Origin of the sequence: Pseudomonas sp. PDM25, from assembly GCF_019219045.1 — a bacterium.
In the GTDB taxonomy this organism is placed as follows: Bacteria; Pseudomonadota; Gammaproteobacteria; order Pseudomonadales; family Pseudomonadaceae; genus Aquipseudomonas.
In genome coordinates, this window is record NZ_JAHUWL010000015.1 from 77442 (window position 1) to 96329 (window position 18888).

Consider the following 18888-nt stretch of genomic DNA (forward strand, 5'->3'; position numbering starts at 1 on the left):
AGGTCCATCAGTGGCTCAGCCCGTACTTCTTCACTTTGTCGAACAGCGTGGTCTTGGCCATCCCGAGTTCCAGACTGGCCTGGGTCAGGTTGCCGCCACTGCGCTGCAATGCGTCGCTCAGCAGGTTGCGTTCAAACGCTTCTACCGCTTCGGCGAAGGCCAGGCCCTGATTGCTGCCGCTGGCGCCGGATTTCTTGAAGGCCGGCAGACCGAGGGCAAAACGCTCAGCGACGTTGCGCAGTTCGCGTACGTTGCCCGGCCAGTCGTGGCTCATCAGGTTCGACAGGGTCTGGTTGTCCAGGTCCGGCACGGCACGGTCGAAGCGCAGGGACGACTGCTGCAGAAAGTGTTCGAACAATTGCAGGATGTCTTCGCGGCGTTCGCGCAGCGGTGGCAATTCGAGGGTCACCACGTTCAAGCGGTAATACAGGTCGCTGCGAAATTCGCCCGCCTTGCTCGACTCGTCCAGATTGGACTTGGTCGCCGCGATCACCCGGCAATCCACCGCCACGCTCTGGTTCGACCCGAGGCGTTCCAGGGTGCGTTCCTGCAACACCCGCAGCAGCTTGATTTGCAGCGGTAGCGGCATGCTTTCCACTTCGTCGAGGAACAGCGTGCCGCCGTCGGCGTGTTCGATTTTGCCGATCCGGCGCTTGCCGGCGCCGGTAAAGGCGTTGGCTTCATGGCCGAAGATTTCGCTTTCGAACAGGTTCTCCGGCAGGCCACCGCAGTTCAGCGCGACGAACTGCTTGGTGTGCCGCCGACTGAAATCGTGCAGGCAACGCGCAACCAACTCTTTACCGGTGCCGGTTTCGCCTTCGATCAGCACGTTGGCCGACGTATCGGCGACGTTGGCGATCAGTTCCCGCAGGTTCTGCATGGCGGGCGAGCGGCCGATGATCCGGCCTTCGAGGGAATCCCGTTCCGCCAGTTGCCGACGCAACGAAGAGACTTCCCGCGCCAGGCTGCGTTGCTCCAGCGCACGGCGTGCTACATCGACCAGACGCTCGGGGGAGAAAGGTTTCTCCATGAAGTCATAGGCGCCTTTCTGCATTGCGCCGACGGCCATGGAGATGTCGCCGTGACCGGTGATCAGCACCACCGGCAGGCTGCGGTCGCGGGCCTTGAGACGGGTCAGCAATTCCAGACCGTCGATGCCCGGCAGGCGGATGTCGCTGATGACGATGCCGGCGAAGTTGTCGCCGACCCGCTCCAGCGCTTCTTCGGCGCTGCCGACGCCCACGCAGGGAATGTCTTCCAGGGTCAGCGCCTGTTGGCAGCCGAGCAGCACATGGGGGTCGTCTTCGACGATCAGCACACTAAGGTCGTTGTTCATATTGGCTCGGCGTGAGTGGGGCTTACCAACGGTAAACTGAGGACGAAAGTGGTACCACCGCTGGCCGGGTGCTCGACACCCAGGTGCCCGCCAGTGGCGGCGGCCAGGCTGGCGGAAAGGGTCAGGCCAAGGCCCAGGCCCTGTTCGCCGGGTTTGGTGGTGAAGAACGGCTCGAACAAATGCTTGCGCGCTTCGGCGTCGATGCCGTGGCCGTTGTCGCGTACACGAAGGCGATATTTGCCATCGTACTCTTCGCCTTCGAGCCATAGTTCTGGCAGCGGCTGTGCCTGCATGGCGTCGAGGGCGTTGCCGACCAGATTGACCAGAATCTGCTCCAGACGGGTCTGGTCGATCTGCACCTGCACATCGGCGAAGTCTCGGTGCAGTTGCAGATGCGCGCTTTCCACGCGACCACCGAGCAGCTGCAAGGCTGCATCCACCCCTTTGCCGAGGCTGGCCTGACCTTTGTCGTCTCCGCGGCGAGCGAACGAACGCAGGCTCGCGGTGATCCGGCCCATGCGGTCGATCAATTCGTTGATGGTCTTGAGGTTGGTGCTGGCAACGTCCAGTTGACCACGTTCCAGAAACCGCACGGTGTTGCCGGACAAGGTCCGCAACGCCGCCAGTGGCTGGTTCAATTCGTGGGCGATGCTGGTGGACATCTGGCCGATGGCCGCGAGTTTACCGGCCTGCACCAGTTCATCCTGGGCACGGCGTAGCGTCTCTTCAGCCACACGTCGTTCACGGATCTGGCCCTTGAGCCGTTCGTTGCTGGCGCGCAGGTCGGTGGTGCGTTCGGTAATCCGACGCTCCAGTTGATTGTTGGCTTCCTGCAAGGCTTCCCGGGCGGCGAGGCGCGTGGCAATGACCTTGCGCCGCTCGTTCCAGGCGATCAGCAGGAACGCCACGAGGGCAAACGCCACCGCCACCAGAATCCCCTGATTGATCGCTTCGCGACGCAAATCCTGCAGGGGGGTGAGCAGGGTGAAATTCCACGGGGTATCGCTCAATGGCCGGGTTTGCGAGAGGTAGCTGATGTCCTCTTCATCGGATTCCACTTCGCTGTTGGCGGGGAAGGTCAGTTTTTCCTCGCCTTCGGCCAGTTGTTCACGGGCCAGCGGTTGCAGTTCGTTCAGTGGGAACCAGTAGTACTGAAGGCTGCGGGCCAGTTTTTCCTTGGTCTCGTCGCTCAGCGGCACAACCGATTTCAGGCGCCGTGCCGGATCGCTGGAAAGAATGATGATGCCGTTTTCATCGCTGACGAACGCTTCCAGCCGCGCGCGCTGCCAGCGTTCTTCCATGGCTTCGAGGCGCACCTTGACCACCGCGACGCCAATGATCTTGCCGTGTTCTTCCAGGCCATGAGCCAGGTAATAACCGGGCTCGCCGTTGGTGCTGCCGATGCCATAGAAGCGCCCCGGCTGACCGCGCACGGCATTCTGGAAATAGGCGCGAAAGGACAGGTCTTCGCCCAGGTAACTGTCGACATCGCGCCAGTTACTGGTGGCCATGACCCGGCCAGTGGTGTCCATCACGTAGATAGCCCGACTGCGGCTGCGCCGGTTCAGGCCTTCGAGGTATTCATTGACCGTCTGTCGGTGTTCTGGCGACGGGTCGGCCAACAGCGTTGAAACGCTGGATTCGAGTTCCAGCAGGCTGGGCAAGTAGGTGTACTTGCTGATCTCGCTCTCGACGGCGCGGGCGTGCAGTTCCAGCTGGCGCTGGCCGTTCTCGCTGAGGCTGCGAATCCCGTAGTGTTCACTGACCCAGAAGCCGAGGTAACCCAATCCGATCATCAGGGCGATGACCAGCGGCGGCAGGAACAAATGGCGAATCAGACGGGGTTTCACGGCGAGTGATGGCGGCGCGGCGCGATAGAGATTGGTGTCGCATTTCATCACAGATGCCTTGGGTCAACCACAACACAAATCTCCAGACCACCACCGGCCCCTGTGGGAGCGGGCTTTTGTGGTGAGGGGCTTTAATGGTGAGGGGGTCCTGTGGTGAGAGGGGATTCTGTGGCGAGGGGATTTATCCCCGTTCGGCTGCGCAGCAGTCGTCAACCCATCGCATACGGTTTGACTTTGAAGTGCTGGGGCCGCTTCGCAGCCCAACGGGGATAAATCCCCTCGCCACAGAATCCCCACTCACCACAGAACCACTCACCCCCCCAAAAAATCCCTCATCACAAAAGCCCGCTCCCACATTTGGGGAGCGGTGCCTTTCTTAGTGCTGCAGAATCTTGGCGAGGAAGTGCTGCGTACGCTCGGCGCGGGCGTTGATGTCGCCGAAGAACTCCTCTTTCTTGCAGTCTTCGATGATCTTGCCCTGGTCCATGAAGATCACCCGGTCCGCCACTTTACGGGCGAAGCCCATTTCGTGGGTCACGCACATCATGGTCATGCCTTCGTGGGCCAGTTGCACCATCACGTCGAGTACTTCGTTGACCATTTCAGGGTCCAGCGCCGAAGTCGGTTCGTCGAACAGCATGACGATCGGGTCCATCGCCAGCGCACGGGCAATCGCCACACGCTGTTGCTGGCCACCGGAAAGCTGGCCCGGGTGCTTGTGCGCATGGGCAGACAGCCCGACGCGCTCAAGCAGTTGCAGGCCTTTCTTGGTGGCTTCTTCCTTGCTGCGGCCCAACACCTTGATCTGCGCGATGGTCAGGTTTTCGGTGATGGTCAGGTGCGGAAACAGTTCGAAATGCTGGAACACCATGCCAACGCGCGAACGCAGTTTCGGCAGGTCAGTCTTCGGGTCGGCGATGGACGTGCCATCGACCACCACGTCGCCTTTCTGGAACGGTTCCAGGGCATTGACGCATTTGATCAGGGTGGATTTGCCGGAACCGGACGGCCCGCACACCACAATCACTTCGCCTTTTTTGACCTCGGTGCTGCAGTCAGTCAGTACCTGGAAGTCGCCATACCACTTGTTGACATTCTTGATAGAGATCATACGGCAAACCTTTTTTGCAGACGCTTGACCAGCAGCGAGGCGGCAAAGCTGATTGTGAAGTACGTGAGACCTGCAAAGATCAGGAACTCGTTGGAGCGACCGATGATGTCGCCACTGGCACGGGAGGCGTTGAGGAAGTCCACCAGACCAACCGCGTAGACCAGCGAGGTGTCCTGAAACAGGATGATGCTCTGTTGCAGCAGCAGCGGGGTCATCTTGCGGAACGCTTGCGGCAGGATGATCAACCGCATCATCTGGCCATACGTCATGCCCAGGGCTTGGGCTGCACCCATCTGACCCTTGGAAATCGACTGGACGCCGGCCCGGACGATTTCGCAGAAGTACGCCGCTTCGAACATCATGAATGCCACGATGCACGAGGCAAATGCGCCGATCGGGGTGTCTTCGCCGGTGATCCAGCGCAGTACGAACGGCACCGCCAGGTAGAACCAGGTGATCACCAGCAGCAGTGGAATCGAGCGGAAGTAGTTAACGTAGGCGCCGGCAATGTTCGACAGCAGTTTGCTGTGGGACAGGCGCATCAGCGCCAGGATCGTGCCGAGGATGATCCCGCCGACGACGCCCAGCGCCATCAATTGCAGGGTCATGACCATGCCGTTCCACAAGCCCGGCAGGGACGGGATGATGCCCGAGAAGTCGAATTCCATCATTTACCCCCTACGGAGATCAGGCCCGGTACGGCGACTTTCTTCTCGACCATGCGCATCAGCAGCATCAGGCCCATGTTCAGGGTGAAGTAGATCAGCGTGGCCAGGGTGAAGGCTTCGAACAGGTTGGCGGAGAACTCGGCGGTCTGTTTGGTCTGCGCGAGCAACTCCATCAGGCCGATCAGCGACGCCACGGAAGAGTTCTTGAACACGTTCAGGAATTCCGAGGTGAGCGGCGGAATGATGATCCGGTAAGCCTGGGGCAGCAGCACGTTCCAGTAGATTTGCGGCAGTTTGAAGCCCATGGCGCGAGCGGCGGATTCCTGGCCGCGAGGCAGCGCCTGGATACCGGTACGCACTTGTTCGCAAACACGAGCGGCGGTGAACAGGCCCAGGCAGACGACGACGCTGAGGTAAGCCGAGGTGGTCGGGTTCAGGTCCTGCTTGTACCAGTCTTGCAGGTTCTGAGGCAGCAGGTCGGGCACCAGGAAGTACCAGATGAACAGCTGAACCAGCAGTGGCACGTTACGGAAGAGTTCGACGTAACAGGTCGCAATGCCCGATACGATGCGGTTCGGCACGGTGCGCATGACGCCCAGCATCGAGCCCAGCAGCAGTGCAACGATCCAGGCCACGACGGCGATGGCGATGGTCCAGCCCAAACCGGAGGCGTACCAGTCGAGATACGTCTCGCTGCCCACTCCGGTGGACTTGAAGAACACGCCCCAGTCCCAGTTGTAATTCATTAGGGTCTCCCCTCAGATCGATCGATGTACAAGTGCCCGCCTGGGGAAGCTCCGTTCCCGCCCTGATCGTGAAGACCGGGCACACACGAGCGGCTCGACAGCCACCGGTTCGAGTGTTTCCAAAAATGCCAGCAGGGAGTGACTATCCCCCGAAAGGGCAGTGGCCCTTTCAGGAGATAAGGTTAGTCAGAAATCAGGATTTCTTTTCGTCAGCCGCTTTATCGGTCGGATTGGCGATCAGGGCCTTGAGCTCGTCGCTCATCGGGAACATGAGGTTCAGATTTTTTGGCGGGATTGGCTGCATGAACCATTTTTCGTAGATCTTGTTGATCTCGCCGGACTTGTAAGTCGCGATGATTGCGTCATCCACAGCTTTCTTGAATGGTGCGTCGCCCTTGCGGACCATGCAGCCGTAGATTTCGTAGGACTGTGCAGTACCGGTCACGGCCCAATCGGTTGGCTTCTTGGCCTTGGCCATTTCACCGGCCAGCAAGGCGTCGTCCATCATGAAAGCCACGGCGCGGCCGCTTTCCAGCATGTTGAACGACTCGCCGTGGTCTTTGGCGGAGATGACGTTCATGCCCATTTGCTTGTCGGCGTTCATCGACTTGAGGATGCGCTCGGACGTGGTGCCAGCGGTGGTCACGACGTTCTTGCCTTTCAGGTCCGGGAAGTCCTTGTAAGGCGAATCTTTCTTGGACAGCAGCTTGGTGCCGATTTCGAAGATGCCGACGGAGAAGTCAACTTGCTGCTGACGTTCGACGTTGTTGGTAGTGGAGCCGCACTCGACGTCCACGGTGCCGTTCTGCACCAGCGGGATACGGGTTTGCGAAGTCACGAGGTTGTATTTGACCTGGAGGTTCGGCATGTCCAGGTCTTTTTTGATGGCTTCAACGATTTTCAGCTGGATATCGTGGGAGTAGCCAACCGGTTTGCCGGAAGCGTCCGCGATGTAGGAAAACGGAATGGAAGCGTCACGATGCCCGAGGGTGATAACGCCGGACTCTTTGATCTTCTTCAGGGTGCCGGTGAGTTCGGCGGCGAAAACTGGAGTGCTGATCAGAGCGGCAGCAATGGCTGCGCCCAGGAGATGGGGAACGATGCGCATCAAATTTTCCTCGACATTGTTTTTATATGGAGCCAGTTCATCGGCTCTTTTTTGTGCTTCGAATGCTTGCCGGCTCCTGAAGGGTTGGCACAGCTGTCATTCGTCCAAGAGTGTAGAGCATGACTCGTGCCAGGCCAGGCTGAATAGATCAACCTATTGATTTATAAGGGGATTAAATATTTATGGCGAGATTTTTGATGGTGGGTAAATACGGTTATCCGAATCGACCGACTGGTCGCGTTCGGAAAACCGAATGGTGTTCAGGCCTGCTAACGCCACACCGGCAACCAACCCAGTGAAAACAGGACATGTGAAACCGCGCTGATCACGCCGAAAAACAGCACCAGGGCAATCATGGGCTGGCCTCCCCAGACGCGATACCGCGGGCTGCCAAAGCGTTTGCGTGAGGCGCTGGCCAGCAATGCCGGGGTGATGACGGCCCAGAGGGTCGCCGCCAGACCGGCGAAACCGATGGCATGGATAAATCCTTCGGGCCACAACAACCCGCAGAGCATGGGCGGTAGAAAGGTGGTGGCCGCAGTTTTCAAGCGACCTCGCGGGCTGTCATCAAAACCCAGCACATCGGCCAGATAATCGAAGAGCCCCAAGGTCACACCGAGAAAGGAGCAAGCAACGGCGAAGTTGGAAAAAAATGTGAGGAACACGTCGATTTTTGCGCTGTTGAGCATTGCTCCCAACGCGCTGATCAGTACGTCGATATTACCGCCACGCTGAGCGATATCCTTGAACCCGTCCCGGGGAATGTTGCCCATGCTGCAAACCATCCAGACGACGTAGAGCCCAAGCGCGATGAGGGTGCCGCTGACTAGGCAGGCACGGATACGCTGCGGGTCTTTGCCGAAGTGTTTCACCAGGCTTGGAACATTGCCGTGAAAACCGAAGGACGTCAGGCAGAAGGGCAGGGTCATCAGCAGGTAAGGGAGGTAGTGGCTATCCGTGGCGTTTCGATTGAGCAGCGTCGCCGGTTGCACATGACCGAGCAGCCCGCCGAAGGTCAGGAAAAACGCGATGATCTTTGCGCCAAAGATCAGCGTGGTCACCCGGCTCACCGCTGCCGTGCTCAGCCATACGATGAGCGCGACCGTCAGCGTGAAAAACCAGCCCCCGGTACGTGCCGACAGATTCCATTCCAATGATTGGGCGCTGTGATGAATCACCGAGCCGCTGGCCGAGATGTAAGCGTAAGTTAGCGTGTACAGGACAAACACGATGCTCAATCCGTTCAACACATTCCAGCGACGACCCAGCAAGTCTTTGGTGATCGTTGAAAAACTGGCGCCCGGACGATAGTTGAGGTTGGCCTCAAGAATCATCAACCCGGAATGCAAGGTGCAGAACCAGGCAAACAACAGGACCGCGACAGAGCCATAAAACCACAGGCCGGACATGACGACCGGCAGCGAAAACATGCCGGCGCCGACAATGGTGCCACCGATCATCATGGCGCCGCCGAGCACCGAAGGCGACCGTTCGAGTGCGACGGGGGTAGTGGATGAGGTGGAAGAGGACGTAGAAGTGCTGCGCATGGCAAGGCCTGCATTTGAATTATTAGAGGGCTGTTCTTTCGGCGGGCTGTGCTGCCGGCCGCGCGTGCGAAAGGATCAGCGCCATTCAGCGTTGCTGATGAATGGCGCCGACAGCGCGTTAGTGCATGGCCAGCAAGCGTGATAACTGACGGGCTCTCTCCAGCAGCAGGCTGTCCTGACCGGGCAATGCGTCGAACGAGAGTCCGACCGGCAGCGAGTGTTTTTCCGCTACGGGAACGGTGACACTGGGAGCTGCCAGATTGCTGGCCGGGTCGGTGTTGCGCACGAACGTTTCGAAGTTGCTTTCTGCCTCGCAATCGGTGAGCAACGGTGCCGTGCAGCTGACGGTGGGGTACGCAATCACATCCAGTTGATGGACATTGAACAGACGGCTGTATTCCCGACCCAGCTGCAGCTTGCTCATCAATGCCTGCACATAATCCTTGTAGGAAATCGCCGGGCTTTCGAGTTGTGCCGTCAGTATTTTCTTAATGCCCGGGTCCTGGATCTGCGCCAGGATGCTCAGGAAGTTGTCGCCCCAGCCTTCCTTCATCAAGAAACGCGGGAAGTCGATAAAGAACTCATAAATCGGCAACGGGAACTGAATGCTCTCGTTGATTTCCCCGATCAACAGGTCATCGACTGGAACCAATTCCACGCCCTGATCTGCCAGTACTTCGATCGCTGCGAAGCAGTCGCGTCGGACTTTCTCTTCGAGATCGGCCCAGAGGAATTTTTCCGGAATGCCCACCCGTAGCGGTCTGGTGTCGTCCGGGGCGGCGGGGGGGGACCCGATCAGTTGATGGTGGATGAACTGGCAGTCTTGCAGGGTGCGGGTCAGTAGCCCCGGCGTGTCCTTGGTCTGGGAAACGGGCACGATGCCATCGACCGGGTAGCAACCCGTGGTGGGACGGAATCCGACGATCCCGCAGAATGCTGCGGGGATGCGCACCGAACCGCCGGTGTCGGTGCCCACGGCGCAGGGCACCAGACCGGCGGCGACGGCTGCCGCACAACCGCCGCTGCTGCCGCCGGCGCTGTAGCGTTCGTCGACCGGGTTGACCACGGCGCCGTGGGTTCGGTTGGCCGACGTCACCCCGAACGAAAGTTCATGCATGTTGTTTTTACCCACGACTCTGGCGCCCAGCTGCTTGAAGCGCTGGACAATCCCGGCATCGGACGACGGGTAGTAGGCGGCCAGCCCCGGCGTGCCTGCGGTGGTCGGCATGCCGTTGACATTGATGTTGTCCTTGAAGGAAACGGGCATGCCATACAGGCCGGCCTCTCGGTCCGCGCCGGGGGTGCCCTCGAACGCTGTCGGATCGAATGTGATGAAGCTGTTCAGGTGTTGATGATCACGCTGTTTGTCGCGCTGGGATTGGTGCCAGGTGTCCAGGCAGTGACTGCCACTGCGAAATCCGCTGACGAGTTCTTCAATTGAATGTTGGCTGTACATAAAACGGGTCTCGGCTATGGGGATGGAGGCTTGCGATGAAGGCATCAGCAATAGCGGTATTGAGCGTGCAGCCCGTCCAGCGGATTGTCGGCAATCAAGTCGCCACCCAGACTGCTGATCACCGCACAGGCACCGTTGAGCGCTGTTTGAATGGCGCCTTCCGCCCAGCCTCCGGTGAAAGAGCAGCCGCACCCGGCGAGGTACAACCCCGTGTCCTGTTGTGAGTCGAGGGCTGTTTTGAATTGGTAGAACAAACGTTCCGAGTAAATATCGTCACCTGGAAAGTTGAGTTTGAAGGCCCCCAGTGAATGCTTGTCGGTCAGCCAGTCATACTCCAGGACGTATCGCTGGTAGTTACCATTGAGCGGTAAAAGGTGGCCGGCAAACTCAGGTGCACTCATGGCCAGTTCATCGACAAGACGCAAGCAGCGTTGAACTTTGTCGGTCATTGAAACCATCTTGTGGGAGTCGTCTTCCCAGGTGTAACTGATCAATACCACGCCCCAGGAATCAGGGTCTTGCGGCGCGTAATCCAGGCAATACACGCCCTTCACCAAGGTGTCCGTCTGGATGTTCTGTGGCAGACCGTGTTTCAACCAAAACTTGTCTTTGGTCAGGATGAACAGCTTGGACGAACCGACCATGTGGGTTTCGTTGATCGCCCGGGCGACATCTCGATTCACGAAGGCCTGGTTCTGTGTGAGCTTCATGTTCACTTGCAGCGCCCGGGTTGTAGTCGTGGTGATCACCCGGTCGCAGGCATAGGTCTCACCATTACTGCCGGCCAGCAGGATTTCACCGTTATCGCCCTTGTTGATGGACTCGATGCGGGTGCGGCAGATTCGGTCGCGCAATGGCATGCCGTTGAATGATGTATCGGCAATCAACTCCGACAGCGACGAGATGCCCATTGGCACCAGTCGTTGATTGACTTCGAGGCCATTGACCACCAGCCGCAGGATCTCGGTAAAGGAGGCGCGGTAAACCGATTGGAAACCGCCCGAGCCAATCCCCAGAGACCCGAATAGATGGAAGTCTTCGGGTTTGCGCCACTGTTGTCCGCCGGGCGGGTTGCTGCCGGTGAAAATCCGCACCATGGCCGAATAGAACGAGCTGTCGCCGAAACAATCCAGATAGCGCTGCCATTCCGGCTGCACTTCCGGGTAATTGTGTTGCTTCAGTAACTCGGTCAGTAATAACGGTGGCGCCAGGCAGGTGCCGTCATCGAAGGTCACGCCCTCTTTCAAAAAGGCATTCCAGCCCCGATGGACCGTGCTGAAGATGGCCGGTGGCGGCTGCATGGCGGCCCAGTGGTAAGTCTCCCCGCGGTAGTGAATTTCGGTATCCACCACACCGGGGTCAGGAAACGCTTCAGTGGTTTCGATGCCGAACCGGTTCAGGTAGTGAAACAAACCGACCTCGCTGGGAGGAAAACGCATCGCCCCCATTTCGGCGATGAATTGCGGGTGGTCATCGTCAAAGCGTTGGGTCAGCAACCGACCGCCCAAGTGTTCCTCGGCAGCCTCGAACAGTGTGACGCGGTGGGCGCCGGCACGGAGTAATTCATAGGCAGCGACCAGCCCGCTCAATCCGGCGCCGACAATGCCAATGTGTTTGTCGGCCGCTCCGGGTGGCAAGTAACCGATTGCATCAACGGCATTGCGCAAAAACTGGCCGTAGTCGTACAACAGATCGACATACGGAAAAGAACAGGGAAATGTGGCTTCGTCGAAGCCGGTACTCATAACGTTCACGTGTGATTCTCGATAAATCAGATGATTAACTGCAGGCTTTCAATCGCACGGGAGGGATTGAGCAGAAGTACTTTTTTGCCTTTGATTTTCCAGGTGCCTTCGACGTTAATCAGTTGATGCTCGACGGTGACCGGGTAATGCCATTCGCTGTCACCGCGGGCTTCGCAATAGAGCATGTTGGTGCTGCTCGATGCGCTCAGTTCGTCGTCTTCCATACGGATCAACGAACACTGGGCAATATGCAAGCTGCGGCTCTTGGGCTGTTGCGAGTAGTTGCGCGCATTGGCCAATCGGTTGATGCGCAACGTCGTCAGAAACCGGTCTTCATACAGCAGCGACGACTCATGAAGGGGGCTGGTCTGTTCTCGTCGCAACGGTATCCAGTAGGTGTACTCGGGGGTCAGCAGTTGTTGCCAGGCACCGAAATCTTGTTGGTCCAACAGCTGGATTTCGGTGGCGATCAACTGTTCGATGGCGTGTTTATTGTTCGGATCGAGTTGCATTGTTTCCCCGCATCAAGTGCTGCCAGCTGTTGTAAAAGTTGCGCATCGCCATTTCGCTGGTGCCCGAAACCACCTGCGTCCGCTCATAGGATTCGTTCGATTCAAAGAGTCGCGCCACGTTGACCCACTCGTTGGCGTCGCTGCGCAATCCCTCCGTCGCCCGCTCGTACATTTCCACATCGTCGTGGGCAACCATCGAGCAGGGGGAATTGATCAGGTTGTTGTACTGGACGGTTCTTTCCAGCAACTGGATGGGGGCACCCAACAACTCGAAGATCCACGACTCGACCACCGTCTCCTGGGCGCTGATCGGCTTGATCACCCGCAACGTCTGGATCGGTCCCTTGACCATCAGGTTCGGGAAATAGACGGTGTTGTGTCGGGTGTCTTCGAGAATCTCGGTGGCCTGGCGCTCGCCATAGCTCTGGACCATCAGGTCCCAATAACCCGGAATATCGGCATAGGCTTTATGGATTGAGTTGCTGACGCCGGTATGCCCATGGCCGTTGGGCCAGGTGCGAATGCCCATGTTGGCGAAAAACTCGTAGGACGCCATGAACGGTGCAAACAGTTCGACCGCCATGGGCGAAGGGCTGCTCTGGTCGCTGGTTTCCTTCCACAAGCGAATTGCCTCGCCCGCCGAGGACTCATGGGCAATCATCGGGTGACAGGTATCGGTCTGGTTATCGACGACCATTTTCCAGTTGCAGTGATGTCGGTGCAGGAGCGGCTGGCCAACGACGCGAAGCTGACCCAGGGGCGAGCGCAGCACCATGTTGTCCAGTGTCGATAATGACTCGCCGAAAAACGTGTTGAAGTCGATGCCTTCCACCTGGAGGCGGACAAACACAAAACCGCGATAATTCTCCACCGCTGCGACGGCTTGCATCCCCTTGTGGGCGGAGCAGGCGCTGAGGTCGCAATCGTCGTATTCCTTCTTCACCGGAATACTCAACAGTTCGCCATCGGTCTTGAATGTCCACGCATGGTAAGGGCAGCGGATGAACCGGCCGACGTTGCCGCGAGGCTCGGCCAATACTTTCACGCCTTTGTGCGGGCAGCGGTTATGCAGGACAACTATCTCGCCATTTTTTTGCCGGACCATTGCCAATGGTTGTTGGGCAATGTCGGTGGTGAAAAAGTCACCAGGCTGCGGGATCAGACTGTCGTGCCCCACGTAGCACCAACTGGCGGCGAAGACGCTGTGTTGTTCTTGTTCGAAGAGTTGCTGATCAAGGAAGAGCGATTTGTGCACTTCTCTGCCGTTGAAGTAATTGTCCAAACGGTTTACCTCGTTAGATAGCCAGCTTCAGGCGTTGGCTTTTGGCTCGCGAGACGCAGGGATAAATCCTTGCGCTACAGGCAGCTTCTTTTTCGCTCATGATGAAATCGCGATGGTCGACTTCGCCCTCAAGGACCTCTAGCGCGCAGACGCCGCACTCACCGCGTCGACAGTCGTAGAGCGGGTCTAGACCGGCAGCCTCCAGCGCCTCCAGCAAGGTTTGATCTTGATCGACGTTGACGCTGATACCCGACTCGACGGCGTCAATCACAAAGGCCGACTCATCGTCTTCCCGGACCACATTGAAGATTTCAAAATGGATGCGCTCGCGCGCCAGGCCATTGGCTTCGGCATGGCAAAACACGTCGTTGAGCATCGATTGCGGACCGCAGACGTAGAGCCGGTCGTGTGGCGAAAGGTCTGCCAGGACCTGGCTGACGGAGCGGCGGCCATCGGGTTGACTGGAGAAGTGGAAGTGCAGGCGCTCCTGCAACAGTGCCTTCATTGGCAAGGCATAGGCCGCGTCGTCGTCGCTCCTGGCGAAATAATGCAGATGTGCGCTTCGATTTAATGACGCCAGGTGATGAAGGATCCCGGTCAGTGGTGTAATGCCGATGCCTCCGGCAAGCGCAATGTCTCTGCCGACGCTTTCAACGAGCGGGTAGGTGAACGTATTGAACGGGCCATCGAGCTGCACCGTGTCGTTGACGGCCAGCGAACGAATGTAGCGACTGCTGACCGAGTCGGCAGTGAGCCGGATGGCAAAGATGACGCTGCCTTGCGGCGTAGTGCGGTCTGCCAGCTGTACCGCCGAGTAGTGCCGCCATTCATTCAGTTCGGGGATGAACCATTTGAAATGTGCGCCCGCTGCTGGCGACGCAGACCCCGCTGCTAGCGGGCTGACGGTGATTTCTTTGATAGACGCCGAGAGCATTCGGCAATCAGTGATGGTGTAGTTCATACGATAATCAGCTTCCCTGACTTAGCGGCGTTTCATGCAGGTAGATCCATTGGGCGTTGTGGTGATGCATGCCAATGATCGCCACCGAAACCCGTGAGCTTTCGCGCTGGGCGAGGTGATGGGTTTCCTTGTAGCGGATCGCCACGCTGTTGCCTTCCTGCCAGACCGTCTGCAGGTCGCTGATGACGATCTCCAGGCCTGGCTTGGCGCCGACTGCACCTTTGAACATCTGTTCGACCGTCGCCCGGCTGACAATGGCGGCCGAGGTGGTGACCAGGGTGAAGTGCTCGGCAAAGGCCGACATCAGCGGTTCAAGCACGGCCTGCCCCTTGCCGTTTGCGTCGGTGAACAGGGTGTGGATCAGCTCGTGCACGTGATGAATGCTGTGGTGCGCCTGTTCAACTATTTTGTTGTGCATGACAGTCCTTTTGAGTGTTCAACTGACTCAGTTGAAAGAGTGGGAACAGGCCCACCAGCGCGGCGATAGCAAAGGTCACGTGGTAGGCCTGGGTGGTATCGAAATGCTTCAAGAGCAGGTTGAAAACCATCAGGAAGAGGGCGGCGCCGATGCTGAATGACATCTGTCGGTTGATGTTCCAGATGACACTGGCCTTGTGGGTGTCATTGCCCTCGAAGTCCATCAGCGACGTGGTTTGTGCTGTGTTGGCGCCGATGCCGCCGCCGATTCCCATCAAGCTGTAGGCGATGACAATCACCATAAAATCTGAGGGATCGTTCACCAGTAACAGGGTGGCGATGCCGGCGCTGTGCAAGAGCATGCCGAGGGCAAACAGCCGCTTCGCGCCCATCCGGTTATAGACCCGGCCACAGATCAGCATCGCGATGAACGCGCCGATGGCGTACAGGATCATGAACATCCCTGTCAGTCGGGCACTGAAGTGCAGAGTGTTTTGCAGGAAAAAGATGCTCATCAAGTTGACCCCCGTGAACACACCGGGAATCGCGTAATAGATAAAGATGGAGGTGCTGAGTTTTTTGCTTTTGAGCAGGCTCAGTTCAATGATCGGGTTTTTGCAGGTGCGGTAGTGCAGCCCGTACAGCACGACGAAAGCAACGCCGGCCATGACGAAGAGGGCGGCCACCCATGCCGGAGCGTCGCCGCCATACAACGACATGCCCATCAGCAGGCTGCCGAGTGCCGCGCTGACCAGCAGCAAGCCCTTGATGTCGGGCCGGGGTAAACTCGTCGGCCGCGCTTCGTTGATCCAGAACCAGGACAGCAATGCCGCGATCAGCGAGAACGGGATGTTGCTGTAGAACACCCAGCGCCAGGAGCTGCTGTCGACGATGACACCGCCGATGGTCGGTGAAATGGCGGGCGCTATCAGGGCAACGGCCATGACCAATGTGGATATTTTCGCCCGCTGCTCGCCCTTGAACAGGTTGAACGTCAGCGCCTGGCCGACAGGAATCAAAAGGCCGCCACCAATCCCCTGGACGAAGCGCCAGATCACCAAATCGTTGAAGCTGTTGGCCAGTCCGCACATCCACACCGAGGCGGTGAACACGATCATCGAGGCGGTGAGGATTTCCCGGCTGCCAAGACGACCGGCCAGCCAGGTGCTGACCGGGATGATCAGAGTCAGCCCCAGAATATAAGCGTTAGCCACCCAGGCAACGTCTGAAGTACTAACGTGCAGCGCCGCCGAGATACTCGGTAATGCGACCGCCGACATAAAGATGTTAATGCAGTCTATAAAAAAGCCGATCAGAAATATCAGTGCAACTTTGTAGCGATAGGTCATGTTGTTTCCCCTTTGCCACAAAGCATAGGGGCGGTGGACTTGAACTGTCGATACGACTATCCTTGAAACAATGTTTGACGGGATTTAACAGTGAGCCTTATTGCTATGCACACTCATCTTAATCGGGTCCAGACATTCCTGGCCGTGGTCGATTTTGGTTCTTACACCAAGGCTGCCAATTACCTGAGCATCAGCAAAGCCATGGCCAGCCTGCATGTCAAGGCGCTGGAGGACGTGCTGTCAGCGACGTTGTTGATTCGAAATACCCGAAATATATCCCTCACCGAAATCGGTCAGGACTTTTATGAAGAGTTCAAAGGTATTGTCGCGGACATCGATAATGCCTTCGATAATGTATTAAAAGGGCATGATCGGGTGTCCGGCAAGTTGCGCTTCAGTTCCACCAGTGAATACGGCGAGGCCTATATTCTTCCGTTGATACCGCAATTTATAGAGCGTTATCCGGAAATAAAACTCTGTTATAACTTCAACTCGTCACTCAATGATCTGGTGGCGGAAAAGTTAGACCTGGTTATCCGTTTAGGTAACTTGGCGGACTCGGCTTTCAAGAGCCGTAAACTGGCGGATTATGAAATTGTCCTGGTGGCTACCGAGACGTTTCTTGCACGTCACCCGGTGCAGAATCCTCAGGACCTGAATTCGGTACCCTGGATCGCCAACAGCAACCTGCAGGCACCGACCCAGTGGTCGTTGCGCCATCCGCAATTGGGGGCTGTCGAGATCAACGGAATCAATCAATTTGAATCCAATTCTTCCACGGCCATCCGCTCCATGACGTTATCGTCGCTAGGCGTCTCGGTGCTGCCCGCTTGGATGGTCAAGGAAGACATTGCCAGCGAGCGGCTGATGCGGTTATTGCCCGACTATTCGCTGCCCTCTCAGTCAGTCAACGTGGTGTTCCCCAACAGCCCGCATTTGCCCCACAAATCGAGGGCGTTCATTGATTTCCTGTTGCTGCATCTAGCGCAGTAAGCACGTACAAAAAAAGCCCCTGAATCGTGAGATTCAGGGGCTTTCGTTTAAGCGGATCAGGGATCATGCCGCTTCGATCTTGCTGCGGTTCTGCTCGACCTTGCTCAGGTAATCCTTGAGCTTTTCCTGTTCCGCCGGAGTAGTGAACAACCCCAGCTTGCTGCGGCGCCACAGAATGTCGTGCGCGGTGGTTGCCCATTCTTCGCTGCACAGGTAATCGACTTCACGGGTGTAGAGCCCGCCGCCGATGTGTTCGCCCATATCGCCGAGATTCTGCACGCCTTCGAGCATGCGCCAGGTGCGGCTGCCATAGGTGGTGGCCCAGCGGCGGGCGATTTCGGTCGGCACCCAGTCGAACTTGTCGCGGATCAAGGCGCACAAGGCTTGCGGGGTGGTCATGTCTTCGCCGCCCGGCAGGGGAGCGCTGGCGGTCCAGCTCGGCTTGATGTCTTTGAAGTACGGAGCCAGTTGCGCCAGCGCCGACTCGGCCAGTTTGCGGTAGGTGGTCAGCTTGCCGCCGAACACCGACAACAGCGGCGCTTCTTCGCCGGTGCCCGACAGCGCCAGGGTGTAGTCGCGAGTGACAGCCGACGGGTTATCGGATTCGTCGTTGCACAGCGGGCGAACGCCGGAATAGCTGTGCAGGATGTCGTCGCGGCTGATGCGTTTCTTGAAATGGGAATTGACCACTTTCAACAGGTAATCGGTTTCGCTTTCAGTGATCGCCACTGCTGCCGGATCGCCGGTGTACTCGCGATCGGTGGTGCCGATCAGGGTGAAGTGGTTCAGGTACGGAATGGTGAACACGATGCGCTGATCTTCGTTTTGCAGAATGTGCGCGTGTTCGCCTTCGTACAGTTTCGGCACGATCAGGTGGCTGCCCTGGATCAGGCGGATGCCGTACGGCGATTCCATCTTCAGGTCGTCACGAATGAACTTGGCGACCCAAGGGCCGGCGGCGTTTACCAGTGCCTTGGCGCGGATCGAAAACAGACTGCCATCGGCGCGTTCCAGATGCAGGTGCCACATGCCCTTGGTGCGGCGGGCGCTGACGCAGCGAGTCTGGGTGTGAACGTGGGCGCCTTTTTCGCGGGCGGCCATGGCGTTCAGCACCACCAGACGAGCATCGTCGACCCAGCAATCGGAGTATTCGAAGCCTTTGGTGATTTCGCTTTTCAGCGGGCTGTCCGGGCCGAACTTCACGCTTTTCGAGCCTTCGAGTTTTTCCCGCTTGCCAAGGTGGTCATAAAGGAACAGACCGGCGCGGATCATCCAGGCTGGACGCAGGTGTGGACGGTGCGGCAGCACGAAGCGCATCTGCTTGACGATGTGCGGGGCCTTGGCCAGCAGCACTTCGCGTTCGGCCAGGGCTTCGCGCACCAGGCGGAATTCGTAATGTTCAAGGTAGCGCAAGCCGCCGTGGATCAGCTTGCTGCTGGCTGACGAGGTGTGGCTGGCCAAGTCGTCTTTTTCGCATAGAAACACCGAAAGACCGCGACCGGCGGCATCCGCTGCGATCCCCACGCCATTGATCCCGCCACCGATGACGGCGATATCGTAGATCTCAGCGAGAGGGGGCGTAGGCAAGGTAGAAGTGGGCATCGGCTAGCCTCGGGCTTTTATGATTTTCTGTATTGGAATTCGAACATTAATGTTCATTTGCGAAAATGGTAGCCCATAAAGTCGCCCACAGCCAGTTAACTTCGATTGAAAATACTGATCGAAGGGCCGTGAAAGGAAAATTTTCGAACATTGAGAGAGTGAAGAGGGGAGATTTGCCGCGACTTCTGTAGGAGCATGGCTTGCC

At 58.0% G+C, this 18888-nt stretch carries 16 protein-coding genes; 1 reads left to right on the forward strand and 15 read right to left on the reverse strand.

The genetic code is table 11. The annotated features are described in order from the left end of the window. Positions 1-7 precede the first annotated feature (7 nt). From KW848_RS24570 to KW848_RS24635, 14 genes are all read right to left on the reverse strand, one after another. The gene (locus KW848_RS24570; protein ID WP_218538359.1) at positions 8-1336 is read right to left on the reverse strand and encodes a sigma-54 dependent transcriptional regulator; all 1329 of its coding nucleotides are present in this window, start codon (positions 1334-1336) and stop codon (positions 8-10) included. Next, the gene (locus tag KW848_RS24575; protein ID WP_192410292.1) at positions 1333-3234 is read right to left on the reverse strand and encodes a sensor histidine kinase; all 1902 of its coding nucleotides are present in this window, start codon (positions 3232-3234) and stop codon (positions 1333-1335) included. The genes KW848_RS24570 and KW848_RS24575 overlap by 4 nt, the downstream gene beginning before the upstream one ends. Before the next feature lie 328 nt (positions 3235-3562). Beyond that, positions 3563-4297: an amino acid ABC transporter ATP-binding protein gene (locus tag KW848_RS24580; RefSeq protein WP_074874020.1), complete on the reverse strand. Its 735-nt coding sequence runs from the start codon at positions 4295-4297 to the stop codon at positions 3563-3565. Then, positions 4294-4965: an amino acid ABC transporter permease gene (locus KW848_RS24585; protein ID WP_033053683.1), complete on the reverse strand. Its 672-nt coding sequence runs from the start codon at positions 4963-4965 to the stop codon at positions 4294-4296. Before KW848_RS24585 ends, KW848_RS24580 begins: the two co-directional genes overlap by 4 nt. Further along, the gene (locus KW848_RS24590) at positions 4965-5711 is read right to left on the reverse strand and encodes an amino acid ABC transporter permease (RefSeq protein ID WP_111451999.1); all 747 of its coding nucleotides are present in this window, start codon (positions 5709-5711) and stop codon (positions 4965-4967) included. Before KW848_RS24590 ends, KW848_RS24585 begins: the two co-directional genes overlap by 1 nt. A 193-nt stretch (positions 5712-5904) precedes the next feature. Further along, positions 5905-6819, reverse strand: coding sequence for a glutamate/aspartate ABC transporter substrate-binding protein (locus KW848_RS24595; RefSeq protein ID WP_111451998.1), 915 nt, complete (start codon positions 6817-6819; stop codon positions 5905-5907). Positions 6820-7088: 269 nt separating this feature from the next. Continuing rightward, positions 7089-8366 (reverse strand): tryptophan permease, encoded by a 1278-nt coding sequence (mtr, locus tag KW848_RS24600; protein ID WP_218538360.1) that lies wholly within the window; start codon positions 8364-8366, stop codon positions 7089-7091. 118 nt (positions 8367-8484) lie between these two features. Continuing rightward, positions 8485-9822, reverse strand: a complete 1338-nt coding sequence (locus KW848_RS24605) for an amidase family protein (protein WP_218538361.1) — start codon at positions 9820-9822, stop codon at positions 8485-8487. A gap of 44 nt (positions 9823-9866) precedes the next feature. Then, positions 9867-11567, reverse strand: coding sequence for an NAD(P)/FAD-dependent oxidoreductase (locus KW848_RS24610; protein WP_218538393.1), 1701 nt, complete (start codon positions 11565-11567; stop codon positions 9867-9869). Between the two features lie 26 nt (positions 11568-11593). Beyond that, positions 11594-12079, reverse strand: coding sequence for an aromatic-ring-hydroxylating dioxygenase subunit beta (locus tag KW848_RS24615; protein ID WP_218538362.1), 486 nt, complete (start codon positions 12077-12079; stop codon positions 11594-11596). Beyond that, positions 12057-13334, reverse strand: a complete 1278-nt coding sequence (locus KW848_RS24620; RefSeq protein WP_223528588.1) for a Rieske 2Fe-2S domain-containing protein — start codon at positions 13332-13334, stop codon at positions 12057-12059. The genes KW848_RS24615 and KW848_RS24620 overlap by 23 nt, the downstream gene beginning before the upstream one ends. A gap of 40 nt (positions 13335-13374) precedes the next feature. Continuing rightward, entirely contained in the window at positions 13375-14322 is a 948-nt protein-coding gene (locus tag KW848_RS24625; RefSeq protein WP_218538364.1) for a flavin reductase family protein, read from the reverse strand. Positions 14323-14329: 7 nt separating this feature from the next. Continuing rightward, on the reverse strand, positions 14330-14740 hold the full coding sequence (locus KW848_RS24630) for a DUF4440 domain-containing protein (RefSeq protein WP_218538365.1): 411 nt from the start codon (positions 14738-14740) through the stop codon (positions 14330-14332). After that, positions 14721-16088, reverse strand: coding sequence for an MFS transporter (locus KW848_RS24635; RefSeq protein WP_218538366.1), 1368 nt, complete (start codon positions 16086-16088; stop codon positions 14721-14723). Before KW848_RS24635 ends, KW848_RS24630 begins: the two co-directional genes overlap by 20 nt. A 105-nt stretch (positions 16089-16193) precedes the next feature. Between KW848_RS24635 and KW848_RS24640 the strand changes: the two genes are divergently transcribed. Further along, entirely contained in the window at positions 16194-17081 is an 888-nt protein-coding gene (locus KW848_RS24640) for a LysR family transcriptional regulator (RefSeq protein ID WP_218538394.1), read from the forward strand. Between the two features lie 63 nt (positions 17082-17144). Here KW848_RS24640 and glpD read toward each other — a convergent pair whose 3' ends face one another. Beyond that, positions 17145-18683 (reverse strand): glycerol-3-phosphate dehydrogenase, encoded by a 1539-nt coding sequence (glpD, locus tag KW848_RS24645; protein WP_218538367.1) that lies wholly within the window; start codon positions 18681-18683, stop codon positions 17145-17147. Between the last annotated feature and the right edge of the window lie 205 nt (positions 18684-18888).

Excerpts from the sequence above, each read along its gene's own strand:
- KW848_RS24570 (WP_218538359.1), bottom strand. The coding sequence starts at position 1,336 with ATGAACAACGACCTTAGTGTGCTGATCGTCGAAGACGACCCCCATGTG.
- KW848_RS24575 (WP_192410292.1), bottom strand. The coding sequence starts at position 3,234 with ATGAAATGCGACACCAATCTCTATCGCGCCGCGCCGCCATCACTCGCC.
- KW848_RS24580 (WP_074874020.1), bottom strand. The coding sequence starts at position 4,297 with ATGATCTCTATCAAGAATGTCAACAAGTGGTATGGCGACTTCCAGGTA.
- KW848_RS24585 (WP_033053683.1), bottom strand. The coding sequence starts at position 4,965 with ATGGAATTCGACTTCTCGGGCATCATCCCGTCCCTGCCGGGCTTGTGG.
- KW848_RS24590 (WP_111451999.1), bottom strand. The coding sequence starts at position 5,711 with ATGAATTACAACTGGGACTGGGGCGTGTTCTTCAAGTCCACCGGAGTG.
- KW848_RS24595 (WP_111451998.1), bottom strand. The coding sequence starts at position 6,819 with ATGCGCATCGTTCCCCATCTCCTGGGCGCAGCCATTGCTGCCGCTCTG.
- mtr (WP_218538360.1), bottom strand. The coding sequence starts at position 8,366 with ATGCGCAGCACTTCTACGTCCTCTTCCACCTCATCCACTACCCCCGTC.
- KW848_RS24605 (WP_218538361.1), bottom strand. The coding sequence starts at position 9,822 with ATGTACAGCCAACATTCAATTGAAGAACTCGTCAGCGGATTTCGCAGT.
- KW848_RS24610 (WP_218538393.1), bottom strand. The coding sequence starts at position 11,567 with ATGAGTACCGGCTTCGACGAAGCCACATTTCCCTGTTCTTTTCCGTAT.
- KW848_RS24615 (WP_218538362.1), bottom strand. The coding sequence starts at position 12,079 with ATGCAACTCGATCCGAACAATAAACACGCCATCGAACAGTTGATCGCC.
- KW848_RS24625 (WP_218538364.1), bottom strand. The coding sequence starts at position 14,322 with ATGAACTACACCATCACTGATTGCCGAATGCTCTCGGCGTCTATCAAA.
- KW848_RS24630 (WP_218538365.1), bottom strand. The coding sequence starts at position 14,740 with ATGCACAACAAAATAGTTGAACAGGCGCACCACAGCATTCATCACGTG.
- KW848_RS24635 (WP_218538366.1), bottom strand. The coding sequence starts at position 16,088 with ATGACCTATCGCTACAAAGTTGCACTGATATTTCTGATCGGCTTTTTT.
- KW848_RS24640 (WP_218538394.1), top strand. The coding sequence starts at position 16,194 with ATGCACACTCATCTTAATCGGGTCCAGACATTCCTGGCCGTGGTCGAT.
- glpD (WP_218538367.1), bottom strand. The coding sequence starts at position 18,683 with ATGCCCACTTCTACCTTGCCTACGCCCCCTCTCGCTGAGATCTACGAT.